Origin of the sequence: Campylobacter sp. CN_NE2 (genome assembly GCF_027797465.1) — a bacterium.
Lineage (GTDB): Bacteria > Campylobacterota > Campylobacteria > Campylobacterales > Campylobacteraceae > Campylobacter_B.
On sequence record NZ_CP115608.1, the window covers coordinates 538217 to 559576 of the forward strand.

Consider the following 21360-nt stretch of genomic DNA (forward strand, 5'->3'; position numbering starts at 1 on the left):
TTTACCTCTATAAAAATTTGCCCCCTATTCTAGCATAAAAATGATTAAAATGCCTTTTTGATATAAAATTCATCGGCTAAATTCCCAAATTTACGCACTTCAATCTTATTATCATAAAAATCTACTTCATCTTCAAAAAGCATTAAATTTGGATTTTTTTCAATCCCATAAAATTTCAAACGCAACTGCGTTTCATAATTTTGACAATTTATCTCATAAATTCCGTGCTTTTTTAACTTTAAACTTAAATCTTTTATAATGTCATATTTAAAAATAAAATGTTTTTGTGGTTTATCCTTAAACAAAATAGGATAAAAAATTTGGTTAAAAATAATCAAATTTGCACTAATTAGCAAAAATAAAATCGCAATAACGGCTGAAATTTTATGTGGTTTTCTAAATTCAGGAAGTCTAATTCGATATGAATTTAAAAAAACACGCACCATAAGCGGTGCTGAAATCACACAAAAAGGAAGCAGGCTCCCAAGTTCTAGTTTTTGACGAAGTGAGAAAATCAAACTCAAACAAAATGTCCCGCTTACGACAAACCAAAGCAAATTTTTTCTATCTTTTAGCCAAATTCTATAAATCGTATAAATAAAAATAAAAAGCACGGCAGGGGAAAAGGCAGCTGCGTAAATGCCAATCGTATCTAAAAAATACCCACGCGGTTTTCCACTCGTGCCGACTTCATAAAAAATAACGCTACTTACAAAAAGCAAAATCGACGCAATCGCAAGCTCTTTTTTGCGATAATACGCCGCATACAAAAATAGACAAATATAGAAAATAGAAAAAGATTTATCGACAAAAAGCGAAATAAAAAGCGAAATAAAAAGCGGAATTTGCAAATTTTTGCTTTCAAAATATAAAATCAAAAGCGTGATAAAAATCACGATTCCTGCGGGATTTACGACGATTGCGCTCGTTAGGACGCCCGGCAAACACATATACAAAATAAGGCTTAAAACCCTATCAAATCTGCGTTTTAGCATAAATTTGGAAACCTTATAAAGCAAAATACAATTTGCAAAATGTATGAAAATAAAAGGAATTCGCAAAGCAAAATCGTTGTGGCCAAAGAATTTGCACGATAAATTCGCCACTAGCGAAGTAAGGCTTTTTTCATTATATAAAATGTCGGCTTCGTAAAAACTAATGCTTAAATTTGAAATCGCAAAAAGCAAAAAGCCAAAACTTACGACAAATAAAAGCGAAATTACGAAAATTTCATTATGATAAATTTTTTGATTTTTCATATTTTTTCAACTTCCAAATAAAAAACAGCGAAACACACAGCAAAATCGCCAATGCGCTCAAAAACATATTCCAACCGCCAAATTCATAAATCACACCTGGCACAAAGCTACCAAGTGCGCCGCCTGCATAGTAAAAACTAACATAAAGTCCGTTTGTAATGCCTTTGTGCGAAGTCGCTTTTTTATTTACATGTGCCGTTGCCACCGAGTGAGCAGTAAAACTTCCTGCGTAAAAAACAAGCATAGAAGCAAAGATAGCATAAAAGCTCTCTATCATCAAAAATCCAAGCGAAATGATATAAATAATAATGCCGATAAAAATAGCATTGCTCGCAGTTTTGCTTAAATTTACGATTTTTGCTACATTAAAAGATATAAAAATTCCGATAATATAACCTACATACATAAAGCCTGTTTTTGATCCGCTAAATGCGCCATCAAGCCTGACTAGCTCAAAAGGCAATATATTTAAAACGGCTTGAAAAACGAAAAACACGCCAAAAATCGCTAAATAAATATAAATATTTCGTGGGATTGAGAGAATTTGCGATATATTTCTAAGGCGCGGTTTTACGAATTTGGTCTTTATTTCATCTAGCGTTTTAAGCAATAAAACACAAGCAATGAGCGTTAAAATTCCAAGCAGAATAAAGAAAAATCTCCACCCAAAAACATCTGTAAAAAATCCGCTTAAAAACCGCCCGATAAAACCACCGGCAATGGTAATACCGATATAAGCTCCCATCGCAGAAGCTACTTTTGCGTGGCTGACACTTTGCGAAATATAACTCATAATGCCTGTTAGCGCAGCAGGAACGATAAAACCTTGCATAATCCTAATGCTAATCATAACAGCGTATGAATCGCAAAATGCAAAGATAAATTCACTCACAGAAAATATAAAAAATACGCCGATTAGCACTTTTCGTATAGAAATTTTTTCCAAAAAATAGCCATAAATAATCGACGCAAACGCAAGTGGAACTAAAATCGCAGTTGTAAAAATGGAGGCTTGAAATTTAGAAATCTCTAAAATTTGCTCAAAATGTGGTTGCAACGGCTGCGTGGCATACATGACGCACATCGTAAGAACCGTGCAAAAATACAAAATGAGCAAATTAAAATTTTTCAAATTCACACTCCAAATTTGCTAAATCGTTATATTTTCCCAGAAAAAATTTATCCACTCGTCCGTTTGTTTAACCGCAAAATCAGGCTTAATCAAAGCATTAGTTTTATAAAAAATCACAACCGTTTTAAGGTCAATATGTGGAAATCTCTCCAACAAAATTCGCTTGATCTCAACCATGCTATCGCCACTATCGATAATATCATCGACTAAGACGACTTTATTAAATTTGCTAAGATCAGGGATATTAAAAACTTCGATTGTATCGAGCTTTCGCATCTCTTCATAAACATCGCTGTAATGGATAGAATTTATACAACTAATGTTCCTTAAATTTAGTGCATTTGAAATACCGTGAGCAAAAGTTAGCCCACCCCTAGCAATCGCAACTATACAATCAGGGGCAAATTCGTCCCTGACGCGTTTTGAAATCTCTCTTACATCTTTATCAAATTCTTCAAATCCATAATATCTCATCGCCCTACTCCCTATGCGACCGCAAACACAAGCAGACTAATTCCTGCTAAGACTAAAACACCCAAATTTATATCGCTAAATCTGCGTTGAAGAAGTCTAACGAACAAATAGCTTATAAATCCAAAGCTTAAACCATTTGTAATTGAGTAAGTAAAAGGCATAAGCATAACGATGAAAAACGCAGGTATTAAGATTCCAACATCGCTATAATCAAGCTTTCCAAGCTCAGAAAACATTAAAATTCCAACCATTACTAGCACTGGATAAATCGCATTGCTTGGAATTGCTTTAAAAAGCGGAAGCATAAATAGTGTCAAAATAAAGCAAAGTGCGACAAATACAGCAGTTAGTCCAGTCCTACCACCGGCTTCCACACCACTTGCGCTTTCTGCAAAAGCCGTAACCGTGCTAGTCCCCATAACTGCTCCACCGACTGAGCCAACGGCATCGGCTGTTAAATTTCGTGCAAGTTTTTTCATACCTTTTGGATCTTCATCGCTAAAAATTTTCGCCCTATTTCCTACGCCTGTGAGTGTGCCGATACTATCGAAAAGATGAGTTACAAAAAATGTGATGATAAACGGCAAAAATGCTAGTTGTAACGCTCCTTTTATGTCAAGTTGCCCAAAAATAGGAGCCACAGATGACGGAAGCGAAACTAAGCCTTCTGGTTTAGGCGAAATTCCAAAAACCCAAGCCACAACAGAAGTAATCAAAATTCCCAAAATAAACGAAGCTCTAACCTTTAAAACAAAAAGTGCAATTATGATTAAAAGCCCAAAAACTCCAAGTGCAACATTTGGATCCTTTAAATTTCCAAGACCTACCAAAGTAGCAGGGTTTTCGACTATCACGCCCATTTGTTTTAGCCCAATAAAGCAAATAAACGCACCAATACCAGCACTTATTGCACGGCGTAAATCAAGCGGAATAGATTTTATAACCCAAATTCGGAAATTTGTAAAAGATAAAATCGTAAATAAAAGCCCACTTAAAAACACAATCCCAAGTGCAGTTTGCCAAGGAATTTCAGCGCTTTTGCAAAGCCCGAATGTAAAATAGGCATTTAGTCCCATACCAACACTTAACGCAACGGGCGTATTTGCATAAAGCCCGTTAAAAAGTGTCGCCAAAATAGTAATCAACGCGGTTGCGGTGATTAAGGCTTCATAGGGCATTCCTGTGCCACTCATAATAATGGCATTTACAGGCACGATGTAAATCATCGCCAAAAATGTGGTAATTCCCGCATTTAACTCTTGCTTGACGGAAGTTTTATTCTCGTCCAACTCAAAAAACTTCAACATTTTCTGTCCTTCTTAAATAAATTTTTTAATTATCATAAATTTGGATTTCATTATACAAACTATCGCGCTCTACTGGGATTAATCCTGCCGTTTGCACCATATCGATAAAATCTTTTTTGCTCTGACCTTTTTTGCTTTTTGCACCAGCACTGCTTTGTATGCTTTCATTTTCAATCGTGCCGTCAATATCATCAGCACCAAATTCTTGCGCCACTAACGCCAAATTTAGTGTCGAAGTCGCCCAATACGCCTTTATGTGCGTAACATTATCAAGCAAAATACGAGAAATGGCAATCGTTTTTAAAATCTCAGCCGAGCCCATAGCTTTTGGCACTTCTAAAAAATTATTTTCTCTTTGATACACAAGCGGGATAAATGCGTTAAATCCGCCACCGTTGCCGTTTTTAAGAGCTTCGTCTTGCAAAGCGCGAATTCGCAAAATGTGATCTGTGCGATGAGCAAAATTTTCAATATGCCCAAAAAGCATAGTTGCGTTGCTCCATCTACCCATTTTATGCCAAATTTTATGAATTTCTAGCCAATTTTCTGAGCTAACTTTTCCTTTACAAATTTGCTCTCTAATGCCTTCATCAAATATCTCAGCACCGCCGCCCGGCATACTATCGACGCCACTTTCTATCATAGCTTTTAGCGTTTCTTCATAAGGCATTTTCCATTTTCGTTTGAAAAAATCCACTTCTGCTGCTGTCATTGCCTTAATATGCAAATTTGGAAATTCGATTTTAATTTTTTTAAAAATCCCAAAATACCATTCTGGCGTTATGTTTGGATTGTGTGAGCTTACGATATGAAGCTCTTTTACGCCACGCCCCGCGACATCTCTTGCGATAGCCATAATCTCTTCTTCGCTCATCGTATAAGATTGCTTCTCATTTTTGCGATGAGCTGAAAAAGCACAAAATTTACAGGTATCGGCACACAAATTTGACGGATTTATATGGCGATTTGAGTTAAAATAAACCTTTTTGCCGTTTTTTTGCTCTCTAATTTTATTGGCAAATTTAGCTAGTTGGAGCAAATCCAAATCCCATAATTTCACAGCTTCGTCAAAATTTAATCTAACTTGATTTTCTAATTTTTCGATAAGTTCCAAGATTTTTTCCAAATTTATAAATTTTAATGCGGAATTATATACATTTTTTGCTTATAAAAAGGCAAATTTTTTGAATATTTTAGATATATTTACTTTTAATTTTAAACATAGTAATATAACAGCAAATTTTTGTTAAAAAGGTCTTATATGTGCGGAATAGTCGGTTATATCGGCAAAGATGAAAAAAAAGAAATCATAATAAATGGTTTAAAAGAACTTGAATATCGCGGTTACGATAGCGCAGGAATCGCCGTAATGAGCGATAAAGGTAAAGATATAAAATATTTTAAAGCTGTCGGAAAATTAGACAATTTAAGAGAAAAAACCAAAGATTTTTCTAGCAGCGGTTTTGGCGTGGCTATCGGGCATACTAGGTGGGCGACGCATGGCAAACCAACCGAACTAAACGCTCATCCGCATTTAGGCGAATATAGCTTTGTAATTCATAACGGAATTATCGAAAACTACGCAGAAATCAAAGCAGAACTTGAAGAATTTGGCGTTAAATTTTTAAGTCAAACAGATACCGAAGTCATCGTGCATAGCTTTGAAAAATTTAATAACGAAATGAAAGATCCCTTTAAAGCTTTTGAAGCTACGATTAGACGCTTAAAAGGCTCTTTTGCGATTTTACTCATTTCAAAAGCACAAAGCGATACTATATTTTTTGCTAAAAATGCAGTCCCTATGATAATCGGCAAAGATGACAAAAACGAAATATTTTTTAGCTCATCAGATGCGCCACTCATCGGTCTAGCAAAAACAGCAACCTACCTTGAAGACGGCATGTATGGCTATGCAAAAGCCGGTGAAATCAAAATTTTCAAAGATAAAAAAGAGATTAAAACGGCATTTTTGGATTTGCCAAAAGATAAAAGTTTTGCCCAAAAAGAGGGTTTTAGATTTTTTATGGAAAAAGAAATTTTCGAACAAAGTCAAGTCATCGGCGAAACACAAATGGGTCGCGTTAAAGCAAATGAAATCAAATTTGATGAACTTGATAAAAAATTGTTTGATGATATTGATGAAATCACCATTTGTGCGTGTGGCACAAGCTATCACGCAGCACTTGTTTCAAGCTATCTTTTTGAACGCATGGCAAAAATTCGCACCAAAGTCGAAGTCGCTAGTGAATTTCGCTATAAAGAGCCGTTTTTAAATAAAAACTCGCTTTTTATCGTTATTTCTCAAAGTGGCGAAACTGCCGACACGCTCGAAGCTCTTAAAATCGCAAAAAACGCAGGGTTAAAAACTCTTGCTATTTGCAATGTCGATAATAGCTCTATTGTTCGCCTTGCCGAAAGCGTAATCTTAACTCGCGCAGGAATCGAAAAAGGGGTTGCTAGCACAAAGGCTTTTGCAACGCAGGTTATGGTTTTGTGGATGCTGGTTGTGTATTTGGCAAGTTTGCGAAAAACCATAAGCAAAGACGAAATCAAAAAAGAAATCGCCGCTATGAAGCATATTCCGCAAATTTTAAATGTAAAAGATGATTTGGTCGATCAAATTCATCGCCTTAGTAAGCACTATTTACACGGACATGGATTTTTCTTTATCGGGCGAGATATTTTTTATCCGCTTGCACTTGAAGGCGCCTTAAAACTAAAAGAAATTTCATATCTTCACGCCGAGGGTTATCCGTCAGGCGAGATGAAACACGGACCAATCGCACTAGCCGATGAAAAGCTTTTTACAATCGCTTTAATGCCAAAAAATATTTTATACGATAAAACAAAAAGCAATGTCGAAGAGTTAGCCGCAAGGGATTCTTATATTTTGGCGATTTCTCCGAGCGAATTTAAGCTAAGCGATGATTTTATAAAAACAAGCGAACAAAATCACGCTATGAGCGAATTTTTTGAAATGATGTTGATTTTGCAAATTTTTGCACTTGAAATTTCAGTTAGACTAGGAAACGATGTAGATATGCCAAGAAATTTAGCAAAAAGCGTAACCGTCGAATAAAGGATATACAAGTGGATACAAAACTGCGAGGTAGAGTTGATGGCAAGATGATTGTTAGCGAGAACGGCAATCAAATGTATATTTATGCACAAGCTGATGTTATGGGAAATAAAGAGCTTAAAAACGGCGATATAGTAACTTTTATAGCACAGGGTGTAAGAGCTGTTGAAATAGAAAAATTTGATACAGCAAGTGCTGCGCGTAGAGATACATTTGCACCATCACCAAATGCTTCTACGCAAAAAGTTTCATCAAAATTTACAAATTCAAACAATAATCCAAAGGTTGCAGGATTTGAATTTATGGACGAAAAAGCGCAAAAGCGCAATAAAAAGAAAAATTCTCTAACTCAAAGTTATATTTCAAATATTAAAAAATTTGGTATTTTTTCGGTGATTTTACCACTTATTTGTATCGGAGCGATTTTCTTTTTTATAGACGAATTAACGCAAGTCATTAAATTTGGCTTAGCCTACATCGGTATGCTAAGTGAAAGTTTTGTTTTATTGGCACTTATTGCGATTTGTTTTTTGGTTGTGATTTTATCGCATATCATACCTTTACACTCAGCATTTGCAAATTTTTCGTATGCTTCCAGAAGTACTTCGATTTTAAAGCAAAATGTGAATTTTAATATGTTTTTTATACTTACATTTTTAGCCATTATCGGATGCGGATATTATTTTGGATTTAATAGCCTAATGAGTTCGCTCGAAGTCGTCGGCGGTATCGCGCTACTCTTGCTTTTGACATATTTTTATAAATTAAAAATGTTTTATAAAGCTAGTAAAATTTCAGGCATTTGGCTATTTTTTGTCGCCATTTTGATTGAATTACTTTGTGTTGCTGGTTTTTTAGCTATTGAAATTTTAAATACTTATCAAGAATTCAAAATTTTTACACTCGGCGGTATCATACTTGCAACCCTGCTTTATATTATTTCGTATATAATGGTTAATCAAATCGAAAATGACAGCAGAAATATTTGGAATGTAAGGTAAGATTTTGTTTGGGCAGATTATTGGCGAAAACACTCTCGTATCGCAAGATGATAAAAAAGAGTATTTTTGCACTAGTTTAAATTTACGCGAAATCGGTGCGGATTTTGGCGACATTGTCGAATTTACGCCAAAAGGTAGCAGAGCGATAATAACAAAACTAATAGAAAAATCCGCCCCATCTCAAAAGCCGAATTCTGCGATAAATTCATCAGATGAAAAACTTTGGCAAAATAGATACGACAATTTAAATTCGCATAAATTTGAAAATTCAGACAAAAAAGAAAAACAAAACGCTTTTGAAAGCCTAAATTTAAACAACTACAAAGAAAATAGCGATAAATTCGAAGATGACGACTTTTGGGACGAAAATGATATGCAAAAATCAACGCAAGAATATATGCAACAATCCGAAAATTTAAAAAATAAAAAATCGTTTAAAACGCTTGTGTTGATTATTTTTATATTTTTTATCATAAATTTTTTCATAAGTTTAGCAAATTCGATAAAAGTCATAAAATTTAGTTTTTAAATTCTAAAATTTTAAGAGAAAATTCAGATATTCACATGTGAATAAATCGGTTAATAACTTTCCCGTAAATTCGCTAAATTTTTAAAATTTATTTACACAAAAGCCCTAAAAATGGGCTTTTATCAAAATTGAATTTTATTCACATATAGGTGTAACATTAAGCAAATTTTTAGCAAAATTTTGCCTAAATTCCAAACCACCATTTTTAGGTAATTTAAAATTAAGAGTTTTTTGCTCTTTTTGCGTAAAATTCCTTTTTAAATTCACTAAATTTTGAATTTAAAATCGCTTCTCGCATAGATTTTGCTAAATTTAGATAATAATGCAAATTATGCAAACTTGCCAAACGATAAAAAGTAAGCTCTTTTGCACGAAAAAGGTGATTTAAATACCCACGCGAATAGTTTTTGCACGCGTAGCAGTCACACTCACCATCGATTGGCTCGTGGTCGTTTATGAAGCTAGCGTTTTTGATTGAAATTTTGCCAAAACTAGTAAATAAAGTGCCGTTTCTTGCATTTCTTGTAGGCATAACGCAATCAAACATATCAACGCCCCGCTCCACATTTTCGACCAAATCTTCGGGCGTGCCGACCCCCATTAAATATCTTGGGCGATTTTTATCACAAAATGGCATTAAATTTTCGACCACTTCATACATTATTTCATTTTTTTCGCCCACACTAAGTCCGCCGATTGCAAGGCCATCAAATGGCATTTCGCACAAAGCTTCGGTGCAAATTTTTCTAGCCCCGTAGTCCGTTCCGCCTTGAATAATGCCAAAAATATTTTGATTTACGCCAATGCCACGAGATTGATTAAATTTATGATATTCAATCGCTTCTTTTGCCCAAGACACCGTGCGTTTGACGCTTAAATCAATGCGTTTTTTTAGTTTTGCTTTTTCAGATGGTTCAAGTAAATTTGGATTTTTTGGAAGCTCGACAAGATCGTCAAGTATCATCATAATATCTGAATTTAAATCATACTGCGTATCAAGCACACTTTTTGGCGTAAAATAGTGCAAACTTCCGTCAATATGGCTTTTAAATTTAATCCCGCCGTCATCGTTTTTGGTATTGGCTCTCAAAGAAAATGCCTGAAATCCGCCGCTATCAGTCAAAAAACTTCTATCAAATTTAGAAAATCCATGCAGTCCGCCAAACTCACGCACTATTTTAGAACCGGGTCGCAAATACAGATGATAAGTATTTCCGAGTATTATTTTTGCGTCCAAAATTTCTTTCATATCAAAGGCATCTAGGCTTTTTACGGCTCCGACTGTCCCCACAGGCATAAAAACAGGCGTCAAAATTTCGCTGTGAGCGGTTTTGATAGTGCAAGCCCTTGCATTTCCGTCGGTTTTATCTATTTTAAATTCCATTTTTTGTATAATTTCCCTTTATTTTTTGGAGTTTTTATGAAGCAAATTTTAATTATATGCGACGGTATTTTAGCAAAACATTTCTTAGAAAGAGTATTTAAGATAAAAAATGTTTTGCATAATTATGTAATAATCGCAAAAAGCGACGAATTTGTGCCACAAAAGTTAAAAGATAGTGAAAATTTTTTAATTCACAGCTTTGATCCTACAAGCCTTGAAAAACTGCGCCAAATAGTAATTGAGAGCGAATTTATGCAGTGTATTGTTGTTATGGAAAGCGAATTTGATACTAAAATAACCACTGCAAATTTAAAAGAAATCTCGCCTGAGTTAGAGCTTTATATAGTCGATTTTTGGGGCTTTGCAAAAGAGTATAAAAACGAAGATCATATAAAAGTTTTAAACGCTCTTTCGCTTTGTAGCTCTCGCCTAATCGGCTTTTTACCGGATAGCCCCGTTTATGCCGATAATATAGGCATAGGAAAGGGCGAGATAATGGAAGTAAAGGTGCCAATCGGAAGCTCGTATGCTTATAAAAAAGTCGGTCTCTTAACAGCTCAGGGAAAATTTCAAATTCCTATGATTTATCGCCACAATAGCTATATCGTAACAAACGCAAACACAGTCATTATGCCAAATGATAGCATTTTGGTTGTGGGCGAGCCAAGTGCGCTTAGAACACTTTTTAGAACGATTAAAAAGCAAATCGGGCAGTTTCCTTCGCCTTTTGGGCTAAATTTATACGCACTGATTGATATGAAAAATATAAGCAAATCTCAAATCGAAAAAATTTTACAAACAGCACAACTTTTAAACGAAAATTTACAAAATCATAAACTTTTTGTGCGAATTTTAAATCCGACCATAAATGAAACATTTGAAAATTTAAAAATGCTTAAAGATAATGATAAAATCGAAATTCTAATCGATTATTCCACAAAAGAAAAGCTAAATTTTTTAAATGAAACACAAAAATACAACATCGGTTTGATTATCACAGAAAATTCGCTATTTGAAATGTTTAAAGATAAATTTTATATCTTAAACATACCGATTTTAACAACCGGCGAGTGCGATTTTAAGGATATTACAAAAAGCGTTGTAGTTACAGCAGGAGCAAACGCAACGGAGGAATCTAGCGTTATTTTCGACATTAGTGCTCAATTAAATTTAGATATTTATCTATATTTTTTCAATCAAAATTTAAATACAAAACAGGCTTTTATAGAAAATTATAAAAATTTAGCAAAGCTTTTCAGGCAAAAGCTTCATATCTGCGATGATAGCAACAAAAATCCGATTTTAACACTATGCAAAGATAGTAAATTTTTACAATTCGTCCCGTTTGATGAGAAAATTTTAGGCAAAAATTTAACAGCAGCATTTAGCAAAGATTTGGATTTAATGTATCCAAAACTTAAAAATAATTATCAAATTTTTATCCCAAGTGGGTATGAATATGAAAATTTATGATACAATTTTGTTAAAATTTAAGGCATAAAAATGGAAGTTAAAATAGATTTAGGCAAAAATTCATACAGCGTTTTTATAGATGAGTTTAAAAATTTAGAGTTTAAAGGCAAAGTCGCAATCATCACAAATCCCAAAGTAAGTGGTTTGTGGCTTGATTTTTTGTTATCAAATTTAAAGTGCGATGAAAAATTTATCATTAGCATTCCCGACGGCGAAGAGTATAAAAACATGAGTAGCGTTAGTCAAATTTTAGAACAACTTTTTAGCTCTCGCCTAGATAGAAAAAGCACACTTATCGCTCTTGGCGGTGGTGTTATCAGCGATATAACTGGATTTTGCGCTAGTATTTATGAAAGGGGAATAAATTTTATAAATATCCCAACAACGCTTTTAGCGCAAGTCGATGCCAGTGTGGGCGGTAAAACAGGCGTGAATTGCAAATTTGGCAAAAATTTAATCGGCTCATTTTATCAACCAAAAGCCGTTTTTTGCGAAAGCAGATTTTTATCGACCTTGCCGAAGCGAGAATTTGCAGCAGGAATCGCCGAAGCCGTTAAAATGGCAGTTATGTTTGATAAAGAATTTTTTGAATTTTTTGAAAAATCTGATTTAAAAGATAGTTCGCAAATCGCAAATTTAATCGCAAAATGCGTTAAAATCAAAGCCAGTGTCGTCGAAAAAGATGAAAAAGAAGCAGGAATTCGTGCCGTTTTAAACTATGGACACACATTTGCTCATGTGATTGAAAATTTGACAAATTACAAAACATTTCTGCATGGCGAAGCAGTCGCAATCGGCATGGTAATGGCAAATAACCTAGCTTTGAAATTAAATTTAATCACTCAAAATGAGTGTGAAAGAATTCGCAAAGTTTTGCAAAAATTTGATTTACCGAGTAAATTTAGAGTAGAAAATGTCGATGAATTTTATGATTTATTTTTCTTAGATAAAAAAAGCGAAAATAAAAAAATCAAATTTATCCTGCCAAATGGCATAGGAAATTTCATCATAAAAGATGATATTAGCGAAGTTTTAGTAAAAGAAGTATTGCGAGATTTTGCATGAGAGCATTGAAATTTATATTTTTTGGTCTGATTTTTTTTAGTTTTTTACACGCTGATGAAAATCAAAGCGATGATACGCAAAATAGATATGCTACGCAAATTTCTGAATTAAAAACACAAATAGAAGCGATAGATGAAAAGCTAAAAGATGATGTTTGGCTGATACGATTTGCAAATTTTTCTAACTATCACGAGCTTGAAAACTCTCTAAATGAAAGCCAAAAAAAACTTGAAATCACCAAAGATAAAGAAGAAGCAGCGGATTTAGAACGCAAAATTCAAAATCTACAAGAGCAAATTTCGCTTCTTAGCGAATTTGAAAAAACTCCGTTTTCAAGCGTAGTACAAATGCCTGAAATCGATGAAATTTCACGCATAAAAAACCCTTTTGCTATTATTTCAGGTTATTCGAATATCAAAAATTTACAATCGCTTAAAAATGAACAAAAATCCCGCATAGAAAGCCTAAAACAAGTAACTGAAAGACTAGAACAAAAAGAAGAAATTTTTGCTCAACTGCTTAAATTTGAACCAAATTCTCAAAATTCAAAAGCATATTCGGATTTAAAATTTGAACTTGGCGAATTTAAATCAGCCCTTAGGCTTGGAAATACCACTTACAGCGTGTATGAAAAGAAAATCGATGAGCAAATTTCAACTCTTACAAGCGATATAAAAACTCAGGCAAAAAGAGCTTTAAATATCGCTATTTTGATAATCGCAACGATTTTAATATCATTTTTATTTAAGGCGATTGCGAAAAAATATATCAAAGATAACGAAAATTTCTATCTCGCAAATAAAATCATAAATGTCATAAATTTCTCGGTAATTGCGCTTATTTTATTGCTTTCGTATATCGAAAATATGAGCTATTTTGTAACTGTGCTTGGTTTTGCATCTGCTGGTTTAGCTATTGCGATGAAAGATATGTTTATGAGTTCGCTTGGCTGGATTGTTATCGTTTTTGGGGGCGAATTTAGAGTCGGCGATCGCATAAAGGTCAAAAAAGACGGAGTTGTGTATGTCGGCGATATTATCGATATTTCCGTGCTTAGGATTACCATTTATGAAGATATTACCTATACGACTTGGAAGGAAAACAAAAGAGCCGGACGGATAATTTTTATACCAAATAACTATATTTTTACAGATCTTATTTCAAATTATTCTCATAGCGGTATGAAAACCGTTTGGGACGGCATTGATATAATGCTAACTTTTGATAGCAATCACAAAAAAGCAATGTATATAATAAAAAATATAGCAAGAAAATATTCAAAAGGTTACACCGACATAGCCAAAAAACAAATGTCAAAACTGCGTTCGCAATATAGCATAAAAAATCCAAATGTGGAGCCTAGAATTTTTAGCTTTTTTGAGCCTTATGGAATTCAAATTTCAGTTTGGTATATGACAAATTCATACGCTACTTTGGGACTTAGAAGCAATATTTCTAGCGAAATCCTTGAAGCCCTACAAAAAGAAGATGACATAACTATCGCTTATCCGTCTTACACACTTTGGCGTGGAAAAAAAGAAAAAATTCCGCCCGAAATAGCGCAAATGTCTGAAAATATGGGAACGCTCTTTTGAAAGTTTTTGTAAAAACATTTGGTTGTCGCACAAATATCTATGATAGCGAACTTATAAAAAAAGAGCTTACAAGTGCCGTTTTAACGCACGATGAAAAAGAAGCCGACATTATCATCGTAAATTCTTGCACCGTTACAAACGGCGCAGATAGCGATGTACGAAACTACATAAACAGAGCAAATCGGCTTGGCAAAAAGGTTTTACTAACCGGTTGTGGCGTAGTTAGTCGCGGAAAAGAGCTTTTTGAAAAAGGTAGCGTTTTTGGCGTTTTTGGCATGAGCGAAAAGGAAAAAGTCGGCGAATTTGTAAATTCGCAAAAGAAATTTTTTGAGCTTGGAAATTTAAAATTCAGCGATAAAAATTTGGTAACAAGCTACGAAAATCACACAAAAGCCTTTATCAAAATTCAAGAAGGTTGCGATTTTAACTGCGCTTACTGCATTATCCCGTCCGTGCGTGGCAAATCTCGCAGTATCGATGAAAGCTTAATCATAAACGAAGCAAAAGAGCTAGTCGCAAATGGTTTTTCTGAAATCGTGCTAACAGGCACAAATATCGGTAGTTACGGCAAAGATAAAAACTCCACTCTTGGAAAATTAATTGCAAATTTGGGCAAAATTCAAGGCGTAAAAAGAATCCGACTTGGAAGCGTCGAGCCAAGTCAAATCGATAGCAGTTTTAGAGAAATTTTGCGTGAGAGTTGGTTTGAAAAGCACCTACACATCGCACTTCAACACACTTCGCAAAAAATGCTAAGCATAATGCGCCGTAGAAATAAAGCGCTAAAAGACTTAGAACTTTTTTGCGAGTTAGCAGAGCTTGGATTTGCTCTTGGGACTGATTTTATCGTCGCTCACCCGGGAGAAAGCGAAGAAATTTGGAGCGAAGCAGTCGAAAATTTCAAAAAATTTCCGATAACGCATATCCACGCTTTTATCTTTTCGCCACGCGATAACACGCACTCGGCGACACTTCCGCACGACATAAACGGCGAAACGGCTAAAAAACGGCTAAAAATGCTTCAAAATATCGTGCTTTTAAATAATTTAGAATTCAGAAAAAAACATTATAATAAATTTTTAGATGTTTTAATCGAGCGTAAAAATGGTGAATTTTACGAAGGTTTTGATCAATTTTATAATAAAATTTTGGTAAAATCTAATCAAAATTTAGCAAAAAAATGGGTGGAGATTAAAAAATATGAAATCACAACTAACGCAAATTTGGCAGAAATTTAGGTTTAACAAATTAAACATAATTTTATTTTTTTCCCTTGTTTTGGTTGTTTTGCTTAGCATTGTTTATTTTAAAAATGATACAAATTATATAAAATTTGAAGATTATCAAAAGCTAGTAGAATCAAATTTGATTGAAAAAGCCAATATCGACGGCGACACTTTGCAAATCGTTTATAACGGCAGAAAATACTCGATTTTAAAAGATATTGTCGATTTAAAAGAGCTTGGAAATCATGTTTTAATCACAAAAAGCGAGAGTTCGGATACTTCGTATTTGATATTTGAACTCATTTTGATAACATTTTTCTTTTTCTTAATGATTTATTATTTTGAAACGATAAATGCAAAACGCCGAAAGCTAGAAATGGCGAAAATGGAAAAAATTCAATCTCAAATGATGAAAAATAGCGAAACTACCGTCATAAATTCCGTCATTTCAGAAGTTAAATTTAAAGATGTTGCAGGCATTAGCGAAGTTAAAGACGAGCTTATAGAAATCGTTGATTTCTTAAAAAATCCGTCAAAATACAAAAATTTCGGCATAAAACTTCCAAAAGGAATTCTTATGGCCGGACCTCCCGGAGTTGGAAAAACTCTCATCGCAAAAGCCGTCGCAGGCGAAGCCGGGGTGCCGTTTTTTTACCAAAGCGGAGCTACATTTGCCGAAGTTTATGTAGGCGTTGGCGCAAAAAGAGTTAGAGAGCTTTTTGCCAAAGCAAAAGCAAATGCGCCTTCTATCATATTTATCGATGAAATCGACGCCGTAGGAAAAAGTCGTGGCGAGGGTCGCAACGACGAGCGAGAAACTACGCTAAATCAACTTTTAACAGAAATGGACGGCTTTGAAGATAACAGCGGAGTTATCGTCATCGCTGCAACAAACAAAATCGATATGATCGATGAAGCCCTACTTCGCTCAGGCAGATTTGATAGACGAATTTTTATCTCTCTTCCAAACTACCACGATCGCATTGAGATTTTGAAAATTTATCTAAAAGATAAAAAATGCAATGTAAATTTAGAAAAAATCAGCCGTATGAGTGTCGGTTTTAGTGGCGCAGGGATCGCTACACTTGTCAATGAAGCAGCCATAAACGCGCTAAAACGCAAAAGCAAAACTATCGAGCAAATCGATTTTGAAAATGTAAAAACAAAGGTGCTTTTCGGTAGCAAAAAGTCGCAAATTTTAAGCGAATACGAAAAGGAAATTCAAAGCTTTTACCAAGGCGCAAAGGCTCTTAGTGCGTTTTGGTTTTCGCTTGATTTTGATAGAATTGGACTTTTGGAAGATAAAATCATCGGTTTTGAAGCTGAAATCGAGTCAAAAACACAAATACTAAATCAAATAAAAGTCCTACTTAGCGGTGTCGCGGCACTTAAAATTCATAAAAACGACACATTTACAAACGGAAGCGAAGATATAAAATACGCAACATATCTAGCCCAAAAAATGGTTTTTGAATACGCAATGGGCGATAGTTTCATACCAAACGGCGAAAATGTAACAAAAATTTTATATGAGTGCTTTGACGAAGTTAGCGAGATTTTACGCAATTCTCAAAGCAAACTAACTCAAATTTCAAAGCAAATTTTTGTTTATGAGTATATCGACTACGAAAAAGTCAAAGAAATTTTCACTAATGAAATTGAAAATCAAAAAGAAAGCGATGAATAATGGTAAAAATCGGCATACTAACCACAAGTGATAGAGCCAGCAAGGGCATTTACGAAGACTTAGGCGGGGCTGAAATCAAGAGAATTTTAGATGAGTGGCTTGTCGGCGAACACGAGTATTTTTACGAAGTAATCAGCGATGATTTTGAGAGTATAAAATCAAATTTGATTAAATTTTGCGATGAATTTGGGTGCGATTTGGTCGTTACCACAGGCGGCACCGGACCTGCTCCAAGAGATGTAACACCAGAAGCGACCGTCGCCGTGTGCGATAAAATTCTACCCGGCTTTGGTGAGTTAATGCGAAGTGAGAGTTTAAAATTTGTCCCGACGGCGATTTTATCACGCCAGACGGCAGGAGTGCGTGGCAAATCGCTCATCATAAATCTACCCGGTCAGCCAAAAGCGATAAAAGAGTGTTTAGAGCCTATTTTCCCTGCCGTGCCATACTGCATAGATCTCATCGGCGGAGCATACATAATAACAGACGAAAGCAAAATGAAAGTTTTTAGACCGAAAAAGAAGTAAATTTTTAAATTTTTCCAATTAATTTGCATTGAAGTAAATAAAAATTTTAAGATATTTCAAACTCTAAATTCGCTAGAATTTCGCCTTTAATACAAAAAGGAAGTCAAATGCACGAGCAAAACGAGGACAACTCTTTGTCCTTTGATAACAATAAAGAAAATTCTTTGCCCCTTGACAAAAATAATCAAAACTCGCAAATTCAAAGCCAACGAATTCAAAATCCGGCACAATATAGCCTAAATACGGCTTATATGTTTTACTTGCTTTTGGGATTTTTTAGCGCACATAGATTTTATTTGAGTCGTCCCGTGAGTGCAGTTTTTCAAATGTTAGGCGCATTTGGTTTTTTGATTTGGAGTGGTTTTATTTTTGTGGCTTTTTTATTTTCAAGTCCCGATACAATCGAATTTTTAAATAGCACAATTCCTAATTTAAATTTTGATTTAAATAACCCCGAAGATAAAAAATTCGTAAGTAAGATTATCAAATCAACCACCGTCTTTGCCTTGCCAAATTTAATCTACTTGCTTTGGATTATTAGCGATTTTTTTCGTTTGGAAAATATGGTAAATGAATCAAATGCCCAAAAAGGCGTGGTTAAGACGAGTGAGAATTTGCAAAATTTGCACTATGAATTCAGCCAAAACGAAACGCAAAGCAAACTAAGTTCAGCTAAAACTTTGCTTTATATCGGTTGTGGAATTTTGATTTTAATGGCTGTTTTGAGGCTTTTTAGCATAGAAATTCAAACTCTTAAATTTACGCAAATCATCGGCTATGTGTGTTGTGCTGTTGGAATTTGGTTTGTAAGCGATATAATTTGCTCTCGCACACTTATGCGAAATGTTATCATTTTAAATATAATCGAACTAATAAACATAGTCCCTTTGATGATGATTTTATTTGGCAATAAAAGTGCGATATATCTAGCTTTTGGAGCGATTTTTACCATTTTAATAGTGATTTATGAAATGTTTATTTATAAAGAGCTATATGATTGCTCGGGGCGCAAAATTTTCACTCAGGCGTTTTTTGTATGTGCGTTTTTTACGATTGCCCATTTTGCGCTGTGCATTTTTAACGCGAATTTAGCTCTTATTTTATCTGGCGTTGCTAGTATCGCAAATTCGCTCTTTATCATCGCAGCGACAAAAGAAAGCGATGAATTTAACGCTTCAAACAATAGTTATTATTTAAAAAATTTAAGTTTTCACTTTTCAGAACTTAATAGATAATTTTTTACACAAGGAGAAAAAATGATGAGTTTTACTCAGGCAGTTAGGGTTTGCCTTAAAGAGAAATTTCTAACATTTAGCGGCAGAGCTAGTAGAAGCGAGTATTGGTGGTTTGTGCTTTTTATGGTTTTAGTTGGTATTGTAACTAGCATTTTGGACGCTGTTTTTGGCACGGAGATTTTACTTGGTGTGGATAAATACGGAAATCCACAAATACTTGGCATCATCACCACTATCGTAAGTTTAGCACTACTTCTGCCATGCTTTGCCGTGACTTTTAGAAGATTGCATGATAGAAATTTACCCGGCTGGTATATATTTGTGCCGTTTATTCTTTTGATTGTTGCTTCGATACTTGCCGGAATTCCTATTTTAGCGCTAATATTAGCTGTTGCAAGTATAGGATTTTCGATTTATATTTTGGTTATGGAAATTCTAAAAGGCGACAACGGCAGAAATGATTACGGACCAGACCCGTTAAATCCAAACTCAAATTCAAGTATATTTTAAATTTCATCTCGCAAGAATTTGCAAACTAGCAAATTCTTGCGACAAACACATTAAATTTAAAATTCAATTCTAAATTTAGTAATTTTATTTTCGCTTTGACAGATTGCTTTAAATTTTAACTCGTCGCAGTATTTTTTAACCAAACTTAGTCCTATGCCAAAACCGCCCTTTTCTTTATTAAAACGGGCAAATTTTTCATAAATTTTAGCTTGATTTTCTTGTGAAATGGTTTCGCCTGTGTTTTGAATTTCAAAATATTTCTTTGTCAAATTTACGCAAATTTCGCTGTTTTCATCGCAGTATTTTATGGCATTTGATAAAATATTATCAAAAATTTTCTTAAATTTATTCTCATCGGTTTGTAAATTTAGCTCTTCTAAATTTGCTTTAATTTGCAAATTCTTATCATTTAGCATAATATTAAAATACGAAATTCGCTCTTCTATCAAAACCTTAATATCAACCGATTTTAACTCATTTGGCTCGTTTTTAAGATTTAAATTTACCAAATCATCATACAAATTTGAAAGCGTTTTACTTGCAGTTTTTATGTTTGCAAGATATTTTTTTGGATTGGCTTCAAACATTTCTACGCTCATTAAAATGACACTTAACGGCGTATTTATTTCATGCGTAGCGTCCGTGATAAACGATTTTAGCGAATTTATTTGATGATAAAGCGGACGAAATGAAAGACGAATAATAAAATATGAAATAAGCAAAAATGCTACCACGCAAACCACCGCAAAAATGGCAATTTGAACGATTACTTCGCGAATTTCTTCGCCGTATTCGCTATCTTCGATATATACTTCATAACTACTGCCGTGCCTAAGCGGAATAAATGTCTTAAAGGTCATTTTTCCGTCTTCCACTTTAAATTTATCGGTTTTTTCAGATTTTTTTATCTTTTTAAATTCGTCCTTACTTAAACGCCCTAGTTTTGGGCTTTCTTTTGAACTAGGCGTTATATCAATACGCAAGTCATCGTCAATTTCGTCATAATTTATATTTTCTATTCCACCGGTTTTAAGCCCTATATCGACTTCTCTAAGCGCACTTAAAATCTCTTTTGCCGATTCTCTTTGGATATTTTGTTTTGCCGATGAGTAATAAAACCACGAACAAGCAACCAAAAAGACCAAACTTGTCAAAATATATAACAAAAATATCGGCAAAGCATGATTTTTTCTAATCTGCATAAGAGTAACCGACCTTTGATTTAGATACGATTTTATCTTTTAGATAGAGCCTAAGATTGCGTATATAAACGCGCAAACTTAACTCGCTTGGAATTTCATCGTAACTCCAAATGGCATTGAAAATTTCGTCTCTGCTGACAAATTGTCCCCGTTTTTGAAGCAAAAGTGCAAGCAAATCAAGCTCTTTTTTGGATAGTTTTATCATTTTTCCGTCTTTGTAGAGAATTTTGTCGTAAATATCAAAAACATATCCGTCGCCCAAATCATCTTTTTTGTTAATTTTGTGAGCAAAATTTCGCTTTAAAAGATTATTTACACGAAGTAAAAGCTCGGCTAACTCAAACGGCTTTTTCAAAAAATCATCACAACCACTTAAAAAGCCCTTGTTTAAATCGTCCAAGCTATTTAAGGAAGTTACAAAAATGCAAGGTGTGAGTTTTTCGGCATCTCTTAGCTCACGCAAAAGCTCAAAGCCGTTTCCACCGATAATCTTAACATCAAAAATCCACAGATCAAAATTTCCTTCGTAAGCCAAGTCAAGGGCTTCATCGTAACTTTTACACCCTGTTACAACAAAACCCTTTGATGATAGATAATCACATATCATATCATTTAACATATTTTCATCTTCCAAGACAAGAATTTTATTCATCCCGGTCTCCTTTTTAAATTTTT

General features: G+C 34.3%; 19 protein-coding genes. 11 read left to right on the top strand and 8 right to left on the bottom strand.

What is annotated here, in order from left to right:
- Positions 1 to 44: 44 nt before the first annotated feature.
- Genes PF028_RS02615 through mqnE form a run of 5 tightly spaced genes read right to left on the bottom strand, consistent with a single transcriptional unit; the run spans position 45 to position 5289 of the window.
- Positions 45 to 1259: a hypothetical protein gene (locus tag PF028_RS02615; RefSeq protein ID WP_270861189.1), complete on the bottom strand. Its 1215-nt coding sequence runs from the start codon at positions 1257 to 1259 to the stop codon at positions 45 to 47.
- Positions 1234 to 2391: an MFS transporter gene (locus PF028_RS02620; protein ID WP_270861190.1), complete on the bottom strand. Its 1158-nt coding sequence runs from the start codon at positions 2389 to 2391 to the stop codon at positions 1234 to 1236. Before PF028_RS02620 ends, PF028_RS02615 begins: the two co-directional genes overlap by 26 nt.
- Positions 2392 to 2409: 18 nt before the next feature.
- Positions 2410 to 2865 carry a phosphoribosyltransferase gene (locus tag PF028_RS02625; RefSeq protein WP_270861191.1) on the bottom strand — a complete coding sequence of 152 codons (456 nt, stop codon included), beginning with the start codon at positions 2863 to 2865 and terminating at the stop codon, positions 2410 to 2412.
- Between the two features lie 11 nt (positions 2866 to 2876).
- Complete coding sequence (locus PF028_RS02630; RefSeq protein ID WP_270861260.1) at positions 2877 to 4169, bottom strand: NCS2 family permease; 1293 nt, start codon at positions 4167 to 4169, stop codon at positions 2877 to 2879.
- Positions 4170 to 4197: 28 nt separating this feature from the next.
- Positions 4198 to 5289 (bottom strand): aminofutalosine synthase MqnE, encoded by a 1092-nt coding sequence (gene mqnE, locus PF028_RS02635; RefSeq protein WP_270861261.1) that lies wholly within the window; start codon positions 5287 to 5289, stop codon positions 4198 to 4200.
- 144 nt (positions 5290 to 5433) lie between these two features.
- Between mqnE and glmS the strand changes: the two genes are divergently transcribed.
- The 3 genes from glmS to PF028_RS02650 are packed head-to-tail and all read left to right on the top strand — an operon-like array spanning position 5434 to position 8781.
- Positions 5434 to 7251 (top strand): glutamine--fructose-6-phosphate transaminase (isomerizing), encoded by a 1818-nt coding sequence (gene glmS / locus PF028_RS02640; RefSeq protein WP_270861192.1) that lies wholly within the window; start codon positions 5434 to 5436, stop codon positions 7249 to 7251.
- An 11-nt stretch (positions 7252 to 7262) separates the two neighbouring features.
- Complete coding sequence (locus PF028_RS02645; RefSeq protein ID WP_270861193.1) at positions 7263 to 8252, top strand: hypothetical protein; 990 nt, start codon at positions 7263 to 7265, stop codon at positions 8250 to 8252.
- 4 nt (positions 8253 to 8256) lie between these two features.
- On the top strand, positions 8257 to 8781 hold the full coding sequence (locus PF028_RS02650; protein WP_270861194.1) for a hypothetical protein: 525 nt from the start codon (positions 8257 to 8259) through the stop codon (positions 8779 to 8781).
- Between the two features lie 220 nt (positions 8782 to 9001).
- Here PF028_RS02650 and tgt read toward each other — a convergent pair whose 3' ends face one another.
- Positions 9002 to 10165 carry a tRNA guanosine(34) transglycosylase Tgt gene (gene tgt / locus PF028_RS02655; protein WP_270861195.1) on the bottom strand — a complete coding sequence of 388 codons (1164 nt, stop codon included), beginning with the start codon at positions 10163 to 10165 and terminating at the stop codon, positions 9002 to 9004.
- Positions 10166 to 10201: 36 nt separating this feature from the next.
- Between tgt and PF028_RS02660 the strand changes: the two genes are divergently transcribed.
- The 8 genes from PF028_RS02660 to PF028_RS02695 all read left to right on the top strand — a co-directional run bounded on the left by PF028_RS02660 (position 10202) and on the right by PF028_RS02695 (position 19483).
- The gene (locus PF028_RS02660; protein WP_270861196.1) at positions 10202 to 11638 is read left to right on the top strand and encodes a TrkA C-terminal domain-containing protein; all 1437 of its coding nucleotides are present in this window, start codon (positions 10202 to 10204) and stop codon (positions 11636 to 11638) included.
- Between the two features lie 30 nt (positions 11639 to 11668).
- Positions 11669 to 12703, top strand: a complete 1035-nt coding sequence (gene aroB / locus PF028_RS02665) for a 3-dehydroquinate synthase (protein ID WP_270861197.1) — start codon at positions 11669 to 11671, stop codon at positions 12701 to 12703.
- Positions 12700 to 14298 (top strand): mechanosensitive ion channel domain-containing protein, encoded by a 1599-nt coding sequence (locus PF028_RS02670; RefSeq protein WP_270861198.1) that lies wholly within the window; start codon positions 12700 to 12702, stop codon positions 14296 to 14298. The genes aroB and PF028_RS02670 overlap by 4 nt, the downstream gene beginning before the upstream one ends.
- Entirely contained in the window at positions 14295 to 15536 is a 1242-nt protein-coding gene (gene mtaB / locus PF028_RS02675) for a tRNA (N(6)-L-threonylcarbamoyladenosine(37)-C(2))-methylthiotransferase MtaB (RefSeq protein WP_270861199.1), read from the top strand. Before PF028_RS02670 ends, mtaB begins: the two co-directional genes overlap by 4 nt.
- Complete coding sequence (locus tag PF028_RS02680; protein ID WP_270861200.1) at positions 15499 to 17211, top strand: AAA family ATPase; 1713 nt, start codon at positions 15499 to 15501, stop codon at positions 17209 to 17211. The genes mtaB and PF028_RS02680 overlap by 38 nt, the downstream gene beginning before the upstream one ends.
- Positions 17208 to 17738, top strand: coding sequence for a molybdopterin adenylyltransferase (mog, locus tag PF028_RS02685; protein ID WP_270861262.1), 531 nt, complete (start codon positions 17208 to 17210; stop codon positions 17736 to 17738). Before PF028_RS02680 ends, mog begins: the two co-directional genes overlap by 4 nt.
- Before the next feature lie 107 nt (positions 17739 to 17845).
- The gene (locus tag PF028_RS02690) at positions 17846 to 18973 is read left to right on the top strand and encodes a TM2 domain-containing protein (protein WP_270861201.1); all 1128 of its coding nucleotides are present in this window, start codon (positions 17846 to 17848) and stop codon (positions 18971 to 18973) included.
- A gap of 21 nt (positions 18974 to 18994) precedes the next feature.
- A complete protein-coding gene (locus PF028_RS02695) occupies positions 18995 to 19483 on the top strand; it encodes a DUF805 domain-containing protein (RefSeq protein WP_270861202.1) in 489 nt (162 codons plus the stop codon).
- Between the two features lie 56 nt (positions 19484 to 19539).
- On the opposite strand, the gene PF028_RS02700 is transcribed toward PF028_RS02695, so the two are convergent.
- Both PF028_RS02700 and PF028_RS02705 read right to left on the bottom strand, forming a co-directional pair.
- Positions 19540 to 20685 (bottom strand): sensor histidine kinase, encoded by a 1146-nt coding sequence (locus tag PF028_RS02700; protein WP_270861203.1) that lies wholly within the window; start codon positions 20683 to 20685, stop codon positions 19540 to 19542.
- A complete protein-coding gene (locus tag PF028_RS02705) occupies positions 20675 to 21337 on the bottom strand; it encodes a response regulator transcription factor (RefSeq protein WP_270861204.1) in 663 nt (220 codons plus the stop codon). The genes PF028_RS02700 and PF028_RS02705 overlap by 11 nt, the downstream gene beginning before the upstream one ends.
- Positions 21338 to 21360: the final 23 nt, after the last annotated feature.